This window comes from Aquabacterium humicola, assembly GCF_030167915.1.
Classification (GTDB): domain Bacteria; phylum Pseudomonadota; class Gammaproteobacteria; order Burkholderiales; family Burkholderiaceae_C; genus Pseudaquabacterium; species Pseudaquabacterium humicola.
In genome coordinates this window covers 238,205-255,546 of the sequence record NZ_JARGNB010000007.1, presented here as the reverse complement: position 1 = coordinate 255,546, position 17,342 = coordinate 238,205, and the positions used below count along the sequence as shown (strand labels likewise).

The following is a 17,342-nucleotide window of genomic DNA, read 5'->3' as shown; positions in this document are numbered from 1 at the left end:
CCTAGACATGTTGCAACGTGCACTCCTCGGCCTCGCACTGGCCGCCACCGTCTGGCTCGCCGCCTGCGGCGGCAGCGACGGCCCCACCACGCGACAGCCGACGGTCGCCGGCGCGGCGCAGGCGCTGGTCACGGCGCGCGATGCCGCACCGCAACGCCGTGCGCTGGCGGTGGCCGGCACCGTCGATCCGGTCGACGCGGCCGAACAGCTGATGAACTACGGCGAGGTGCAGTTTCCCGAATACTTCCCCGGCCATCCGGCCAGCGGCGACGCGCTGGGCTACCGCTACCGCTACTACGAAGCCACCGGCATCTACCTCGGCGTGAAGGACGGCCAGGTCTACGTGCTCGGCGGCCTCTTCGGCGCCGAGATCCGCCCGGTCGGCGCGTTGACGCAGTACATCACCCCGCAACCGCGCGTGCTGTCGACGCTGTGCGCGCAGACGGGCGCGACGCATGACGTCTTCTCGACGCCGAACGCGGCGGTCGGGCGCAACGCCGGCCTGGTGATCGCCGGCTGCAGCGGCGCGATCGACACGCCGCGCTGGACGCAGACCGCCGGCCCGGCCGTCACGCTGCCCGCCGACAAGACCCAGGCCATCAGCTTCGATCCGCCGCAGGCCGGCTCGTATGCGTTCCAGCTGAACTTCACCGCACCGGATGGCACGCCGCGCTCGCAGGCCGTGTCGCTCGACGTGGCTGCCGGCGACGGCGCCGAGGCCGGCATCACCGTGCGCGCCAGCCATGCGGTGCGCATGGGCGGCAAGGTGTCGGTGCGCGCGTGGCCGCGCCTGCCCTCGGGCGACGAGGTCAAGGCCGTGACCTGGACGCAGGTGGAGGGTCCGGCGGTGACGCTGGACACCTCGACCAGCCGGCTCGCGGTGTTCACCGCGCCGCAGGTGACGCGCGACACGCTGGTGCGCCTGCGCGCGACCCTGCACACCACCGCCGGCCGCATGGCCAGCGACGAGGTGATCGTGCTCGTCGAGCGCCACAACCAGGCCCCGGCCAGCGATACCAACGCGGTGTGGAATGGCGATCATGTCGCGCGCGTCTATCCGTACGTCGCCAACGGGCCGTATGCCGCGGTGCTGCGGCGCTGCAGCTACGACGCGGCCACCTGGCACAGCGGTTCGAAGGCCAACCTCTGCACACTGGGCACGCTGCCCTTCCTGGCGCAGACCAGCCAAGGCGGCATTCCCAGCGTCGAACAGGTGATGGCGCGCGTGCTGGTATCGCACGACTGGCTCGGCCGCAACTTCGAGAACTTCCTGCGCACGCACGACACCCGCGGCGACTTCCGCCGCATGCTCAACAGCGTCACCGCGGTGGTGCTGTCGACGCACATCCGGCCCTCGTTCTACTTCCCGGCCACCGGCGCGATCTACCTCGACGGCGACTCGTTCTGGCTGACGCCCGAGGAACGCGACACGATGAACGAGGCACCCGACTACCGCAGCGACTTCGGCGACGGCCTGCAGTACGAGACGATGTGGCGCTACGTGCGCGGCAGCCAGAACATCTTCGCGTTCTTCGACCCCCGCCAGCGCATCACGCGCACCCTGGACGACGTGCACAACGAAGCCGGCTGGCTGATGTTCCACGAGCTTGGCCACGCGCTCGACTACACGCCGCCGTCGTCCTATGCCACGCTGAACCCGGCGCACACGGTGCTGGACAGCTTCCTGCCGCGCTGGGACGCCTACCAGCTGACCTCGGACACCGTGCCGGCGGCCTTCCCGCTGTCGTCGACGCCGATGAAGGACCTCGGCCGCGTGCGCTTCCGCGGTGAGACCGCGACCGCCGCGCAGAAGGCCTACACCCCCGCGCAGGTCGCCGGCTTCTTCAGCGCCGACCTGGCGACCGACGACTACAGCTACACCACCTCGTTCGAGGACATCGCGATGACGCTGGAGGAGTTCCTGATGCAGCGGCGGCTGGGGATCCGGCGCGACTTCGCGATCGTCGACGCCTTCGACAGCGACACCACCTCGTCGTCCAGCGTGATCGTGCGCTGGGGCCAGCGCGGCCGGGTCGGCGAGGCGCTGATCAAGCCCCGCGTGCGCGAGATCGTGCGCCAGCTCGCCCCCTGGGCCGACGAGGCCGAGGTCGACCAGCTGCCCGCGCCGATCGCGATGCGCGTCGGCGAGAGCTGGGGCGCCAACCTCGACCAGGCGGCGATCCCCCGGCGCCAGCGCCTGGCCAGCGAGCCGCCGACGCTCGACGAGATGGCGCGGTTCCAGCGCGAGCTGCAGACCATGCAGCGGCTGCGGCACGCCCATCGCGCAGGCGGCGCCGGCCCGCTGCACAAGCTGCACTGAGCCGCCGGCGCCGATGCCCAAGCGCGCCGCGATCAGCATCGAGGATCTGTGGCGCTTCGAGCGCATCGGCGAGGTGGCCGTCGCGCCCGACGGCTCACGGGTGGTGTGCAGCGTCACCACGCCGTCGATGGAGGACAACGACAGCCGCACCCAGCTGTGGCTGCTCGATGCCGCGGCCCGGCGTGCGCCGCGGCCGCTGACGCGCTTCGGCCGCAAGTGCGGCCAGCCCGTCTGGTCGCCGCGCGGCGATCGCATCGCCTTCGTCGCGAAACGCGCGCAGCAGGGCGCCAGCGACGACCAGCCGCAGCTCTACCTGATCCCGGCCGACGGCGGCGAGGCCCGCCGCGCCAGCGATTTCGCGCCCGGCATCGAGGCCTTCCGCTGGCTGCCCGACGGCCGCGGCGTGGTCTTCGCGGCGTGGGTCTGGCCGGACCTGAAGGGTGCGCACGCGCAGGCCAGGGCCTTCGCCGGCTTCAATGCGCGCAAGGAGACCGGCTACGCCACCGGCGAGGCGAACTACCGGCTCTTCGACCACCAGCATCCGATGGGCCGCGTGCTGCACCTGCTGACGCTGGACTTCGGCAGCGGCCGCATCGTCGACCTGTTCGAAGGCACGCACCACCAGCTGCCGCGGGTCGACCTGCAGCCGCTGCCTTTCGACGTCAGCGCCGACGGCCGGCGCATCGCCTTCGCCTTCGACCCGGCGGCCGAGCAGATGGCCGGCCAGCGCCGGACGATCGTCGAGCTGACGCTCGGTTCGCCGCGAGGCGCGCGCCCGGCCTTCCGGACCGTGGCCGACGACGAGGCCTGGGACTTCGACCTGCCGCGCTACAGCCCGCAGGGCGATCGCCTGGTGGCGGTGGCGGCCAACGTCGGTGTCGCGCACACGATGCCGGCCAAGCCCGCGCTGCTCGGGCGCGGGGGACGCTGGCGGCTGCTCGGCGACGCGTGGGACCACGAGGTGCTCGGCGCGCCGGTGTGGTCACGCGACGGACGCGCGTTGTACTGTCGCGCCGAACAGCAGGGCCGCTGCCTGCTGTGGCGCTGCGCCGTCGACGAGGACCGCTTCGAGCCGCTGACGCAGCACGGCTGGGTGCAGGGCCTCGGCGTCGGCGGTGCCCCGGGCGACGACGTCGTCGTCACGGCGGTCGACGGCCACAGCCACCCGGTGCGCGTCTTCGCGCAGCGCGCTGGCGTCGACGGTGGTGGCGAAGCGCCGCGCCGGCTCGAACGCTTCAACGATGCGCTGCTCGCGCGACTGGACCTCGGCGAGGTGCAGGCGGTCCGCTTCGAAGGCGCGCTCGGCGACGACGTGCAGATGTGGCTGACCTTCCCGCCCGGCTTCGACGCGCGCAGAAAGTACCCGGTGCTGCACGTGATCCACGGCGGCCCGCAGATCGCCGCCGGCGACAACTTCGGCTACCGCTGGAACGCGCACCTGCTGGCCTCGCGCGGCCACGTGGTCGCGCAGGTGAACTACCACGGCTCGACGAGCTTCGGCCACGCCTTCAAGCACAGCATCGTCGGCCGGCTCGCCGAGCTGGAGTTCCAGGACCTCGAGGCGGCGACCGACTGGCTGCGAGCGCAGCGCTGGGTCGATGCCAAGCGCCTCTTCGCCAGCGGCGGCAGCTACGGCGGTTTCCTGGTCGCCTGGATGAACGGCCACGCGGCTCCGGGCCGCTACCGCGCCTACGTCTGCCACGCCGGCGTGTTCGACCGCGTCGCCACCTTCGCGGCCGATTCCTACCCCGACCGGCCGAAGGACCTCGGCGCGCTCTACTGGGACGACATGGCCGCCGTGCTGGCGCAGAGCCCGCACAACTTCGCGCAGGCGATGAACACGCCGACGCTGGTGATCCACGGCGCGCTCGACTACCGCGTGCCCGACTGCAACGGCCTGGCCTTCTACAACACGCTCAAGCGCCGCGGCGTCGCGGCGCGCCTGCTGTGGTTCCCCGACGAGAACCACTGGGTGCTGAAGCCGCGCAACTCGCGCCAGTGGTACGGCGAGGTCTTCGACTGGCTCGCGCAGCACGACCGGCCACCCGCTCGCGCGACAGGGCGGCGCTGATGGCGAGCGCGCCGGTCCACCGCGGCGAAGTGCTGGCGACGCCCTGGCCCGGCGTGCATGGCACGCGGCTGGACAGCGCGCGCCACTACGCCCGCCACTGGCATGCGGACTTCGGCTTCGGGCTGCTCGAGCGCGGCGCGCAGCAATCGGCCAGCGGGCGCGGCGAGGTGCGCGCGGTCGCCGGCGACGTCATCACGACCAACCCCGGCGAAGTGCACGACGGCCGGCCGGTGGACGGCGCGGCGCGGCGCTGGCGCATGCTGTACCTCGCGCCGGACGCCGTGGCCGCGGTGCTCGGCACGCCGGCGGGCGGACTGGCCTTCACGCAACCGGTGCACCGCGAGCGCCACCGGCAGACCGCGATCGCCGCGCTGTTCCGCCGCCTCGATGCCGGCCCGGTGCGAAGCGGCGACGCCGCGGCACGGATGGCCTGCGACGAGGCGCTGGCCCGCTGCTGCACCGCGCTGCTGGCGCCCGCGCAGCCGGCCGACGATGCGCCGCATGCCGCGCTGCGCGCGGTGCGCGAACGGCTGGCCGACGACCCGCTCGCCGCGCCGACGCTCGCCGAGCTCGCCGCGATGGCCGGTTGCAGCCGCTTCCAGCTGCTGCGGCGCTTCGCCGCGCTCTACGGACTGCCGCCGCATGCCTGGCTGCTGCAGCAGCGCGCGGAAAACGCGCGCCGGCTGATCCGCGACGGCGCACGCCTGGCGGACGCGGCCACCGGCGCCGGCTTCGCCGACCAGAGCCACCTGACGCGCTGCTTCGTGCGCCTGTTCGGCTACACGCCGGGCGACTGGCAGCGCGCGGCGGTGCGTCCGCCCCGGCTGCAATAACGTTCAAGACGGCGGCTCGCCCGCGCCGCGAGACTGCCGCATCCACACCACCGCGGGCCTCCCGATGTCGACATCGATAACCGGCTATGTGCACGGCCATTCGGAGAACGAGCACCAGCGCCTCAACGACCAGGCCGACACCCTGGCCGGGCTGCTGCACGGCGACACCACCTTCCCGGCCGGCAGCCGCGTGCTGGAAGTCGGCTGCGGCGTCGGCGCGCAGACGCTGACGCTGGCCACGCGCAGCCCGGACGCCCGGTTCACGTCGATCGACATCGATGCCGGCTCGGTTCACGAGGCCCGGCGCCGCGCCGACGCGGCCGGCCTGCGCAACGTCGAGTTCCGGCAGGCCGACCTGTTCGCGCTGCCGTTCGCGCCGGCGTCGTTCGACCACGCCTTCGTCTGCTTCGTGCTCGAGCACCTGTCGCGGCCGGTCGATGCGCTGGCGGCCCTGCGCACGCTGCTGCGCCCAGGCGGCACGATGACGGTGATCGAGGGCGACCACGGCCCGACCGTCTTCCATCCCGACAGCGCCGCGGCGCGCGAGGCGATCGCCTGCCAGGTGGCGCTGCAGCGCCGTGCCGGCGGTGATGCCTGCATCGGCCGCGCGCTGTACCCGCTGCTGTGCGCGGCCGGCTACGGCGCGGTGCAGGTGCACCCCCGCGTCGTCTACGCGGACGCCAGCCGGCCGGCCCTGGTCGAGGGCTTCACCCGCAGGACCTTCACCGCGATGATCGCCGGCGTGCGGGAACCCGCCGTGGCGGCCGGACTCATCGATGCGGCGCGCTTCGACGAAGGGCTCGCCGCGCTGGACCGCACGACGCAGCCCGACGGCAGCTTCCTCTACGTGTTCTTCAAGGGCACGGCGAGCGCGCCCGTTTCGTGACGGCCGTTCAAGGCACCAGCAGCACCGGCTTCTTGACCAGCGCCAGCACACGCGTCGCCACCGAGCCCATCACGACGTTGCCGATCATCGAATGGCCGTGCGTGCCCATCACGACGAGGTCGAACTTGCCTTCCTCGCACAACGCGGCGATCTGGTCGCCGGGATGGCCGATGACATGGCGCGCCTCGAAGTTCCAGCCGTTCTGCGCCGCGAAGCTGCGCACCGGGTTCAGCACCTCGTCGGCCTGTTCCTGGTACCAGCCGTCGATCGTCTCGCGCGACAGGAAGGCCGCGGCACGGCCGGGGATCGGCGTCACCACCGTCACCGCGGTGTACTGGTGACCGTGGCCGAGCATCTCGTCGTGCGCGGCCAGCATGGCCAGCATGCGCTTGGTGGTGGCGCTGCCGTCGACAGCGAGCAGGATCTTCATGCGGGCTCCTTCCGGGTTCGATGCCGTCATCGTCGCGCACCGGGCCGGCGCGACGCTTGATCGCCGTCAATCCGGCTGACTTGGATCGGCCCGCCGGCGACCGCTAGCATCCCGCCCATCGCCCTGCCCTGTCGCGAGCCCCATGACGCCGACCAACGCCCAGGACCTGCTGCGCCGCGCGCTGGCGGTGCTCGAACGGCACGAGCCGGAGATGGCCGACGCCCCGTCGACGATCCCCGTCGCCGACTACCTCGATGCCGAGCGTTTCGAGCGCGAGCGCACGCTGCTGCGTCGCTGGCCGCAGCCGGTCGCCGCCGCCGATGTGCTGCGCGCGCCCGGCAGCCACGTGTCGACCGACCGACTCGGCGTGCCGCTGCTGGTGGTGCGCGGCGACGACGGCGTGCTGCGCGCCTTCGTCAACGTCTGCCGGCACCGCGGCGCGCGCATCGTGCCGCCGGGCACCGGCCAAGGGTCCGATCGTTTCGCCTGCCCGTACCACGCCTGGACCTACGGCCTCGACGGCCGCCTGCGCGGCGTGCCGCAGCAGGTCGGCTTCCCGTCGCTGGACCGCGAAGCCGCCGGCCTGCGGCCGCTGGCGGTGACCGAGCGCGCCGGCGCGGTCTGGGTCGTGCCGGACACGCGCTGCGCGGCCATCGATGCCGGTGCGCTGCTGGCACCGCTGGCCGACGAGCTGGACACGATGGGCTTCGGCACGCATGCCGGCTTCGATCCGCGCACCATCGAGCGGCGCTGCAACTGGAAGCTGCTGGCCGACGGTTCGTTCGAGGCCTACCACTTCAAGGTGGCGCACCGCGCGACGATCGCGCAGATGTTCGCCGACAACGTGCAGATCGTCGACGAGCTCGGGCCGCACCGACGGCTCTTCCTGGTCAAGGCGTCGCTCGACCCGACGCGCCCGCCGGCGGCCGAGCACTTCCAGCCGCGCCAGCACGGCAACCTGATCTACTTCTTCTTCCCCAACACCTTCTTCCTGGTGCAGGTCGACCACGCGCAGCTGAGCAGCGTGGAGCCGCTGGCGCCCGAGACCACCCGGGTGCACGAGCTGACGCTGATCCCCGATCCGCCGGCCACCGACAAGGCGCTCGGCCATTGGCAGCGCAACGTCGCGCTGTACCGCGCGACGCTGGCCGAGGACCACGCGCTGGCCGAATCGATCCAGGCCGGGCTGGCCTCGGGCGCGAACAGCGCGCTGACGTTCGGCCGCTTCGAGTTCGCCGCGGTGCGCTTCCATGCGCAGCTCGACGCGGCGCTGCGTTCGGACGTGCCCGGCTAGCGCCTGAAAGGATCGGCGGTCAGTCCTGGAGACGCCGGTAGGGCACGCGCGGGTCGTCGCCGATGCGCAGCGCCGGCACCACCATCACGAGCTCGGGCACGACCTGCGCCGCGTGCTCGAGCGCCCTCGCCTGCGCGGCGTCGCGCACGCAGCCCTGCAGGAACAGGATGCGGCGCTGCAGGTAGGCCCAGACGCTGCTGCCAGCCAGCACCGGTGCGGCCTTCAGCGTCGGGAACAGCTGCCGGGCGAGCGCGGCGTCGTAGCGGTACGCATTGGCGTCGGCGCACTTCCCGGCCAGCCAGCAGCTGGTGCCGGTCTCGATGCGCCAGTGCGCCTCGGCGCGCCACTCCGCTTCGGTCGCGCGCGGGCCACGCGGCTCGGGGCAGCCGGCCAGGTCGGCACTGAGCTGCACGAAGGGGTCGTCGCCCCAGTTGCGCAGTTCCTGCGCGGCCGCCGGCGCGGCCAGCGCCAGGCCGAAGAGCAGGCTCGAGAGGAACAGGGGGCTCATCGGTGCGCTGTGCGGGCCCAAACACCAACGCGGATGGTACGCGGCCACCCGCCGATCAATTCACGGCTTGTGGCCGTGCTGGGGCAACGCATTGATCGGAATGCGCAGGTAGGCCACGCCGTTGTCGTCCGCCGGCGGCAGCTGGCCGGCGCGCACGTTGACCTGGAGTGCCGGCAGGATCAATGTCGGCACCTCCAGCGTCGCGTCGCGCGCGGTGCGCATCGCGACGAAGGTGTCCTCGTCGATGCCGTCGCGCACATGCTTGTTGGCCGCGCGCTGCTCGGCCACCGTCGTGCGCCACGCAGGCCCGCGCTCGGGCGGCGGGTAGTCGTGGCACACGTACATCACCGTCTCCGGCGGCAGCGCCAGCAGCCGGTGCATCGACTGGTACAGCGTGCGCGCGTCGCCCCCGGGGAAGTCGGCGCGCGCGCTGCCGACGTCGGGCATGAACAGCGTGTCGCCGACGAAGACCTGCCCGTCGACCAGGTAGGCGATGTCGGCCGGCGTGTGTCCCGGCACCCACAGCGCGGTGGCCTCGAGCTCGCCGATGGCAAAACGCTCGCCGTCGGCGAACAGGTGGTCGAACTGGCTGCCGTCGGGCAGGAAGTTGCGCTCGAGGTTGTAGATCTTCTTGAAGGTGGCCTGCACCTCGCGGATGCGTTCGCCGATCGCGATGCGGCCGCCGCAGTGCTGCTGCAGGTAGCGCGCCGAGGACAGGTGGTCGGCATGCGCGTGCGTCTCGAGGATCCAGTCGACGGTGAGGCCGTGCTCGGCGACGCAGGCCAGCATGCGGTCGGCCGAGGTCGTCGTCGTGCGGCCGGCGCGGAAGTCGAAGTCGAGCACCGGGTCGATCAGCGCGGCACGGCGGGTGGCGCGGTCCCAGAAGACATAGGAGACGGTGCCGGTGTCGGGATCGTGGAAGGCTTCGGTCTGGCTGCGGGGGTTCATCGGGGCTCCCCGGAGGGGTCGCTGCGGGTGGACGATTCTCGCCAGTCGGCGGCCTGGCGCCACGCCGCTTCGGCGAAACGCCAGGCCTGGCGCGCCGCATCGGCATCGTAGGACGCGGTGGTCGCCAGCGCCGCATGGCCGAGCTGCTGCTGCAGCCAGGGCAGCGGCAGCCCCATCGCCAGGCCTTGTTGTGCATGGCTGTGGCGCAGCCAGTGCGTGCTGGCCCGGGCCAGGCGATCCGCCCGGGGCCCGTCACCGTCGGCGCGGAGCGCGGCGGCAGCGGTGGCGAAGCAGCGCTTGAGCTGGCGGTACAGCGTCTCGACGGTGATGCCGTCGTGCGCATGCATTGCCACCGCGCCGGCCGGCAGGTTCGGCGCACGCGCGGCGAGGTCGGACGCGCGGCCGAGCAGGTACGCCCCCCGGTTGTCCGGATGCAGCGGATCGGCGGCCAGTCCGCGCGACGCGAGGTAAGCACAGAGCTCGGCCACGAAGGCCTCGGGCAGCGCAAGCGTGCGCTCACGTCGTCCGCGCACGCGCAGCTGCCAGGCCTGCGCCGGGGCGCTGTCGCCGGGCTGCGCCGGCAGCGGGACGCGCTGCAGGTCGTCGACCGTGGCGGCGACGGCCTCGGCCGGCCGAAGTCCGGTGGCCTGCAGCAGCCGCAGCGCGATGAGCAGGCGTCGCTGCACCGAGGGCATCGGAGTGGTATCGCCCGCCGCGGCCACGGCCATCACGCTGGCCCACTGCCGCGCATCGAGGCTGCGGGTGGCATCGAGCCGGCGCGCTGCGGGTGCCGCGGGTGTTGCGGGGGCTGCCGTTGCCGCAGGCGCCGCGGGCGTGGCAGCTGCAGCCGGCGCGTCCGGCGCACGGGTGGGGTGTTCGGTCGGCGACAACGCCATCACCCAGGGATTGCCGATCAGGTAGCGGCGATCGGCGAGGAAGGCATGCAGGTTCTTCAGCAGCACGGTCGCCTGGCGCTGCGCGGTCGGCGCCAGCGGGCCCTCGAAGGGCCGCCACAGCGGCGACCAGCGGGGCCGCCCTCGCGGCGCGCACCATCGCGCGCGCGGCTGCGGGTCGGCCAGGAAGGCGCGGTACGCCTTGCAGTCGTCCGGCTCGATCGACGACAGCGCGGTCCGGCGCTCGAGGATCAGCCACAGCAGAAAGCGCTCGGCTTCCTTGCGACAGGCGCGCGCCGTGTGGGCCGTCGCCCTGCCCCCGGCACCCGCGGCCTTCGACTTCAGCCAGGCCTCGATCGCCGCCCGGTCGTCGTCGGCATCGATCAGGCACCCGGCGCGCGGCGCGCGGTGGCGGCCGGCGCGGCCGTCGAGCGCGGGCGGCACGATGAACTTGTCCCACGGCCGCACATCGGTCGCCGGCGCGACCAGCGCGCCACGGACCGCCGGCTCGAGACGGCGTGCGCCGCCGCGCGCATGGCCCCCCAGCACGAGGCCGGTGCTCGGCTGGTGGGCGACCAGCCAGTCGCCGATGCGGCGGGCCTTGGTGTCGCCGATGCCCCGCACGCCGCGGTGCCATCGCGGCCCGAGGCCGTTGATGCGCGCGGCCAGGTCCGCGAGCGTGGCGATGCCGTCGGCTTCCAGCGGTGCCGCCAGCGCCGGATTCAGCCAGTAGCCGAGCGGATCCGCCGCACGGGGCGGTTCGGCGGCGCGCAGCTCGAGCCAGTGCAGCGCCTCCAGCTGGCGTGCGATCAGGCGCCCGCGACGGCGCTGGCGTCGGGTGGCTCGTCCGTAGCGGGCTTCGTAGCTGGCGATCTGCTCGGCCTGCGAGAAGTCGTCCAGGCCTTCGCTCGCGGCGTAGTCCTCCAGTGACGGCAGCGCCTCGCCGCCGTCGACCACCCGGCTGGCATCGAGCAGCACCAGGCGCGCCGTGCCGAAGCGCTGCTCACGGCGGGCCGCGGCGGCGAATTCGTCGCGCAGCCAGGCGATGGTCGTTCGCACGGTCCGGCGGTCGCTCGCTTCGCCTTCGAGGCGCAGGTAGCGCTGCCAGCTTTGCTGCCAGTCGAGGCCCTGGACCAGCGCGCGCATGAAGGCGAAATGCCCGGCATGCAGGCGCCGGCGACGCGCATCCGGCGTCGTCGCCGTCCTTCGGGTCGACGCTGAGGGGGCCTCGAACAGGTCTGGGGTCGGGCTCATCGTGCAGTGAATGTCATACCGCAGGAGCTGGTGGTAAGTCGTTGATTGATATTGGTTTTGACGTCCAGCTCCATCCATCTTACCGTCAGTTCATCATTTTTTGCTAGGTATGTTATGTGGAGTAATCATGTGCGTAGGTGTGGTGAGGCGCGCTAACGTGAGCGCCGTTGTGATTTGGATCGTTCACAAGTCGGCGCCGTTGGTGGCGACGCTAGCGGATGAGGGGACGTCGATGCGGTCGCTGTGCGGCCGTGACGCCGCGGAGCATCCAGGGGGTCGGAGGCCCTCTCCTCGTGCCGTACAGCAACGGTGCCACGCGCATTGGTCGCTTGGCGCCGCGGACGGATCGTTGGCGAGGAGTGGCTGGCGCGCGCGCTGGACCTGAGGCGCCCTTTGGCGGGGTCCGAGCGACGTGCGCATCGGTACCCCGCGCCGATGACTGATCAGGCCTGTTCCGAGGGCCGTGCCAGCGTGCGAGCGATGGCATCGGCAATGCGCTGCATCGTCGAGTCGTCCGCGGCCGGCGCGTCCAGCACGATCAGCGCCCTGCCCTTCGGATCCCGTCGCCAACTGCCGACCGCCCGGTCATTGACGACGATGCGCTGCACGGCGGGTTTGTCGTCGAGGCGGCCGAGCAGGTGCCCGACCACCTGGTTCGGCGCCAGCCGCTTCGGCGCCTGGCGCAGCTTCTCGGCGCGCCGCAGCACCGTCTTGCGGTCCGCCTCGAGCGCGCCGGCGATCTCTTCGGCGTGTTTCGGCTGGATGTCCAGCGGCGACGCAAAAGCCTCGACGATCGCCTCCGGCAGCTGGGCGACCAGGATCGCCTTGCGCACCCAGGTGTGGCTGACGCCGATCGCCTCGGCCAGCCGACGCTGCGACTGGAAGAGCCCGCTTTCGAGCGCCCGCACATAGGTCTGGCCCTGTTCGTAGGCCGAGGGGTCTTCCCGTTCGCGGTTCTCGCGGTCCATCGACAGGAACAGGTCGAGGTCCGGCATCGGGCCGTCCCAGATCACCGCCAGCACCGGCAGCTTCAGTTCCAGGCAGGCCCGGTGGCGGCGATGGCCGAACACCACTTCATAGCGGCCGGCCTCCGCCGCCCTGCGGACGAGGATCGGCTGCGCGTTGCCGCCGGCGAGCTCGATGCTGGCCTTCAGGCGCGCGAATGCCGGCGTGGCGAAGGACTGCTCATGCCGATTCGCCCAGGCGGTCGCCTGCACCAGCGACGCGTCGAGCTTGACGGTCGGCAGCGAACCATCGAACTGCTGCAGCTTCTCGCGCAGGTCCGACAGTTCACCCTGCAGCGACAGCATCTCGCTGCGTGCGGCCAGCATCTGGCCCGGCGCGGTGCGCGGGCCGGGCGGGCGGGCGGGATCGATCACCGCCGGCGCGGCGGTGGTCTTGGCCGCGACGGCGGCGGCCAGGTCGGCCGTGGAAGCCAGCAGGCGCTTGCCGATGCTGCTCATCGGGAACTCCTCGCACTAGCGCCGGCGTCCGCCGGACGGGATGGGTGAAAACCAGCGGCCGGGTCGGCCTGCGGCGGGCAGGGCATGGGGCAGGGCGTCCGGGAAGACGGCCGGCAGGGCGCCGGGCTCGGGGCCGCTGCCGGGACCGGGATCGCCCCCCCGGCTGGAAACCTGGTTTCCAGCCAAGCGATGCGGCGCCTGCTCATCGCCGCGCCCGGTTGCGCCAGGCCTCGACGATCGACTGCTCGACGAGGTCGACCACGCGGTCGTACGCATCCGCTGCGCGTTTGTAGGTCTTGGCCGAACCCTCGTACTTCTGCACGTCGTAGACGGTTCCGAATTCGGCGGCCTTCGACGAGGTGACCGTCGTCTTCGGGACCTCGACCGGCAGCAGGTACTCGCCGTAGGTCGCCTGGATCCATTGCCGCACCGCCGGCGCCGCGACGTCCGACTGGTCGACCCGTGACAGCAGCACGTGCAGGAAGTCGTAGCTCTTGCCGCGCTTGGCGGCCTGGTCGAGGTTGCTGCCGAGGTCGGCGAACAAGCCCCAGAACTGCGCTGAACTGGCGAAGTCCAGCGCCGACGGCGGCACCGGCACCAGGATGCCGTCCGCGGCCATGAAGGCATTGATCGTGACGTAAGACAGTGAGGGCGGCGTGTCGATCACGATCACGTCGTAGTCGTCGCGAACGGACTCCAGGCTCTGGTTCAGCACGTCCCAGAAACGTGCACTCGGATCGCGCATCTGCATCGCGGGCAGGCTGAACTCGGCCTCGAACAGGAAGGGCGCTGCCGCCACGAGATCGATGCCGTCCCAGTAGGTCGGCTGGATCGCATAGCGGATGTCGGTGGCCTCGCCGCGGCAGATCGGCACGATCGTCATGCCTTCTTCGACCTCGGTCTCCGGCAGGATGCCGAACAAGGTCGACAAGGACCCCTGCGGATCGACGTCGATCGCCAGCACGCGGTGGCCCCGCATGCTCAGGCCCTGGGCCAGCACCATCGCGGTGGTCGTCTTCGAGACGCCGCCCTTGAAGTTGCCGATCGCCAGCGTCACCGCCCGCTCACCGGCAGGGCGCAGGGAGGGCTTGCGGTACTCGCGCGCCCAGCGCCGGAGTTCGGCCAGCGAGAACTCGCGCCGCCCGCCGGTCGGCGTCAGCTTGCCGGTCGGCAGGTCGTTCTTGGTGATGCGGTAGGCGACGTGCGCCTTGTCGACGCCGCACACCGTTGCCAGCTGCGTCGCCGAATAACTCGGGGCCAGCTTGCGGGCTTCCGGCGCCAGCAGTCGGCCGCGGATCTCTTCCACCATGCCGGCAGCGCGCTCGGCCAGCGCCGTGACACGCGCCATGTCGATCGGCTGGCGCACGGCCGCCGGCGCGGCGGCCGGCACCGATGGCGCCGAGGTCACGCCGGGCGAGGGGGCGGAGAACGCCTCGAGCGGGGTTGCCGCACTCGTCGACGTGGAAACCTGGTTTCCAGTCAGTTCCGCTGGTGATTCAGTGGCCATAATCCCGTCCAGTCAACAGATTTCCTGCAAGTGTACAGAAAAGTGTTGACTCAGCGGTATTCCAAAGTGCCACGCGCTCCCCGTCAACCTCTCGCAGACCCGATGAAAACGTCGCCGTGCATTGTGAGCCGCATTGTGACTCCACGACCGTTCATGCCGTGCAGCGTGAGCCGCGTTGTGATTCGCGCGTCGAACGCCCCCACCCCCGAGGGCATCAACGACGGCCATCGAGCGCCTTCCGCGCCCTGGTGGACGGTTCCCGAGCGACCAGGTCCACGCCCGGTGGCGCCGAACACCATATCCACTCCGGCCATGCACCACCCAGGCTCACAACCCGCCCCGGCGAATCACAGCTCCACTCACATTGAATCCCAGCCAAGCTCACGATGAATCCCAACTCCACTCCGCAAATCGAGGGCAACTCCTTGTCAGACCTAGGATTTCCTGTCCGCCAATGTCCTTCAATCAGTTCAAGGGTTCAATCTCAATCCTTCAAGGCGACGGTTCTGAAACTGTGAATTGCGGAAATCACAATCCCGCGGCATGATGTGATCGCCTACCCCATCCATGACCTGACGCCGTGAGCGCCGATCCACCAGCGCACTCCGCCTCCGCATCGCCGCGTGATCCGCCCGGCGCGCCAGCGGCTGCGTCCGCCCCAACGGCCGCACCCACGGTCGTCCCGCCCGTTGCACCGGCACGAACCCGCGGTCCGGCCACGATCGCGCGGCGCGACGACGCGATGGTGCAGAAGGCCAACGAGTCCATCGCCATCCGGCCGAAGAAGGGACGGCTCACGCTGTTGTCGCGCCGCATCTACAACGCGCTGCTGTACCACGCGCAACAGCAGGGCGTCGACGAACGTCAGTACACACTTCCGCTGGCCACGTTGATCGGCGACTCGCACTTCAATTCCCGCAACGTCGCGCTGCTGAAGGAACACATCCGCGAGATGCAGACGACGCTGATCGAGTGGAACTCGGTCGGCACCGGCGAACAGCGCTGGACCTCGTCGCAGCTGCTGGGCACCGTCGAGATCGCCGAGCGCGGCTCCGGCTACCCGGTGATCATCAGCTGGAGCTATCCCGACAAGGTGCGCGAACGCCTGCTGAAGCCGCACCGCTACACGAAGATCCTGCTCGAGGTCGGCGCCCAGATGCGGTCCTATGCCGCCGCGGTGCTGTTCGAGCTCGGCCTGCAGTACCTGACCTCGCCGTCGCGGCTGACCATGCGCGAGGACCTGTACTGGTGGGCCTCCGTGCTGACCGGCCGCAGCGACATCGAGAAGGTCGACTACCGCTACTTCAAGCGCGACGTGCTGCGCCCCGCGCTGGCCGAGGTGGACGCACTGCAGGACGACTTCAGCCTCGAGCTGATCGAGCACCGCGAAGGCCGGCGCATCGCCGAGCTGCAGTTCATGGTGCACCGCAAGGCGCAGTCGGCGCTGGGCGTCACCGAGGACCGCAATCCCTTCGACCTCGAGCTCGTCGAACGCCTGCGCAAGCTCGGCCTGAAGGACGAGGAAGCCGATCGGCTGTACTCGAAGACCGACGAAGGGCTGCTGCGTGCCACCGTCGAGCATGTCGAGCAGCGCCTGCGCCAGGCGAACCTGCCGCCGCTGGCCGCCCCGGCGGCCTACTTGCGCGACGCGTTGAAGAAGGGTTATGCCGCGACCGGCGCGGCGGGTGACGGGGCCACCGCCCCGCCACCACCGGCTGCGCCGCCGCCGCTGCAGGTCTCGGTCCAGACCATCCGGGACGAATGGGACCGCGAGCGCGCCAGGCAGGCCGAAGACCGCTACCAGGCCGCCGATGCCGCGCAGCGCGAGGCATGGTGCCAGGGCTTCGAGGCCGCCCAGCTCGAGGGCCTGCTCGGGCCGATCGCCCAGGCCTGGCGCCGCGACGGACCCGCCAGCCGCATCGCCGGGCCGGTGTTCTTCCGCTGGCTGGCGCGCGAGCAGGTGCCGGCCGAGCCGAGCGAAGGGGAGCTGCTGAACTTCGCGATCCGCCGCGGCATGCTGCAGCTGGGCTGAGCGCCGCGCCGGGCCCGACGCTGACGCGGCACCCGGTCAACCGCTGCGGGCCAGCGTGCGCAGCATCTGCTGGTACAGCGCGTCCACCGCGGCCGAGCCGCGCGACGCCTGGCTGCGGTACGCGGCCACCTGCATCGCCGCCAGCGGCGGCAGGCCCTGGGCCTCGCCGAGCACCTGCAGCTGCGGCGGCACGCTGCAGCGCGTCAGCACCGCCACGGCGATGCCGCTCTCCACTGCCGCGATCTGCCCGGCGAGGCTCGAGCTGTTGTAGACGATGCGATGGCGCCGCCGCCGCTTCGCCAGCGCGGCCAGCGCATCGCGGCGCGCCAGGCTGCCGGACTCGTAGACGGCGATCGGCAGCGGATCACGCCGCCAGGCTTCGTGGGCCGCCGCGCCGACCCACACCAGCGGCTCGTGGAAGAGCAGCGCGCCGCGCTGCGGCCGGTCGCGCGAGACGAGCGCGAGGTCGAGCTCGCCGCGCTGCACCTTCGGGATCAGCGCGGTCGACTGCTCGCAGGTCAGCGAGATCTCGACCGCGCCGTGGCGCAGCGCGAAGCTGCGCAGCACCGGCGTCAGGTAGCGCGCGGCATAGTCGTCGGGCACGCCGAGGTTGACCAGGCCCGCGAGCCGCTCGCCCTGCAGCGCTGCCTGCGCTTCGCCGTGCAGCTCGAGCAGGCGCCGTGCATGCAGCAGCAGCTCGGCGCCGGCCGGCGTCAGCACCAGGTGGCGCGGCCCGCGGTCGAGCAGCGGCCGGCCGGCCGCCTCCTCCAGCTTGCGGATCTGCATGCTGACCGCCGACTGCGAGCGATGCACCAGCGGCGCGGCGGCCGACAGCGTGCCGGCGTCGACCACCGCGACGAAGCAGCGCAGCCAGTCCAGCTGCAGGTCGGTGGCCATCGGCGT

Annotated in this window: 13 protein-coding genes; 6 read left to right on the top strand and 7 right to left on the bottom strand. The window is 71.8% G+C overall.

The window, feature by feature from the left end; genetic code table 11:
* The first annotated feature begins 7 nt into the window (after positions 1-7).
* From P1K89_RS26355 to P1K89_RS26340, 4 genes are all read left to right on the top strand, one after another.
* Positions 8-2,320, top strand: coding sequence for a hypothetical protein (locus P1K89_RS26355; protein WP_284619515.1), 2,313 nt, complete (start codon positions 8-10; stop codon positions 2,318-2,320).
* Positions 2,321-2,333: 13 nt separating this feature from the next.
* Positions 2,334-4,391 carry a S9 family peptidase gene (locus P1K89_RS26350; protein WP_284619514.1) on the top strand — a complete coding sequence of 686 codons (2,058 nt, stop codon included), beginning with the start codon at positions 2,334-2,336 and terminating at the stop codon, positions 4,389-4,391.
* Complete coding sequence (locus tag P1K89_RS26345; RefSeq protein WP_284619513.1) at positions 4,391-5,224, top strand: helix-turn-helix transcriptional regulator; 834 nt, start codon at positions 4,391-4,393, stop codon at positions 5,222-5,224. Before P1K89_RS26350 ends, P1K89_RS26345 begins: the two co-directional genes overlap by 1 nt.
* Positions 5,225-5,288: 64 nt before the next feature.
* Positions 5,289-6,110 carry a methyltransferase domain-containing protein gene (locus P1K89_RS26340; RefSeq protein WP_284619512.1) on the top strand — a complete coding sequence of 274 codons (822 nt, stop codon included), beginning with the start codon at positions 5,289-5,291 and terminating at the stop codon, positions 6,108-6,110.
* A 7-nt stretch (positions 6,111-6,117) separates the two neighbouring features.
* Here P1K89_RS26340 and P1K89_RS26335 read toward each other — a convergent pair whose 3' ends face one another.
* Positions 6,118-6,540, bottom strand: a complete 423-nt coding sequence (locus P1K89_RS26335) for a universal stress protein (RefSeq protein ID WP_284619511.1) — start codon at positions 6,538-6,540, stop codon at positions 6,118-6,120.
* A gap of 142 nt (positions 6,541-6,682) precedes the next feature.
* Here P1K89_RS26335 and P1K89_RS26330 point away from each other — a divergent pair, with 142 nt between their 5' ends.
* Positions 6,683-7,834 carry an aromatic ring-hydroxylating oxygenase subunit alpha gene (locus tag P1K89_RS26330; RefSeq protein ID WP_284619510.1) on the top strand — a complete coding sequence of 384 codons (1,152 nt, stop codon included), beginning with the start codon at positions 6,683-6,685 and terminating at the stop codon, positions 7,832-7,834.
* 19 nt (positions 7,835-7,853) lie between these two features.
* On the opposite strand, the gene P1K89_RS26325 is transcribed toward P1K89_RS26330, so the two are convergent.
* The 5 genes from P1K89_RS26325 to P1K89_RS26305 form a co-directional block, all read right to left on the bottom strand.
* Positions 7,854-8,342 carry a transporter gene (locus tag P1K89_RS26325; protein WP_284619509.1) on the bottom strand — a complete coding sequence of 163 codons (489 nt, stop codon included), beginning with the start codon at positions 8,340-8,342 and terminating at the stop codon, positions 7,854-7,856.
* Positions 8,343-8,402: 60 nt separating this feature from the next.
* On the bottom strand, positions 8,403-9,290 hold the full coding sequence (locus P1K89_RS26320; RefSeq protein WP_284619508.1) for an MBL fold metallo-hydrolase: 888 nt from the start codon (positions 9,288-9,290) through the stop codon (positions 8,403-8,405).
* Positions 9,287-11,437 carry a phage integrase family protein gene (locus P1K89_RS26315; RefSeq protein WP_284619507.1) on the bottom strand — a complete coding sequence of 717 codons (2,151 nt, stop codon included), beginning with the start codon at positions 11,435-11,437 and terminating at the stop codon, positions 9,287-9,289. Before P1K89_RS26315 ends, P1K89_RS26320 begins: the two co-directional genes overlap by 4 nt.
* Before the next feature lie 443 nt (positions 11,438-11,880).
* Positions 11,881-12,900, bottom strand: coding sequence for a ParB/RepB/Spo0J family partition protein (locus P1K89_RS26310; protein ID WP_284619506.1), 1,020 nt, complete (start codon positions 12,898-12,900; stop codon positions 11,881-11,883).
* Positions 12,901-13,102: 202 nt separating this feature from the next.
* Positions 13,103-14,308 carry an AAA family ATPase gene (locus P1K89_RS26305; RefSeq protein WP_284619505.1) on the bottom strand — a complete coding sequence of 402 codons (1,206 nt, stop codon included), beginning with the start codon at positions 14,306-14,308 and terminating at the stop codon, positions 13,103-13,105.
* Between the two features lie 841 nt (positions 14,309-15,149).
* On the opposite strand from P1K89_RS26305, the gene P1K89_RS26300 reads away from it, so the two are divergent.
* Positions 15,150-16,439, top strand: a complete 1,290-nt coding sequence (locus P1K89_RS26300) for a replication initiation protein (protein WP_284619504.1) — start codon at positions 15,150-15,152, stop codon at positions 16,437-16,439.
* Between the two features lie 36 nt (positions 16,440-16,475).
* Here P1K89_RS26300 and P1K89_RS26295 read toward each other — a convergent pair whose 3' ends face one another.
* Positions 16,476-17,336, bottom strand: a complete 861-nt coding sequence (locus tag P1K89_RS26295) for a LysR family transcriptional regulator (protein WP_284619503.1) — start codon at positions 17,334-17,336, stop codon at positions 16,476-16,478.
* Between the last annotated feature and the right edge of the window lie 6 nt (positions 17,337-17,342).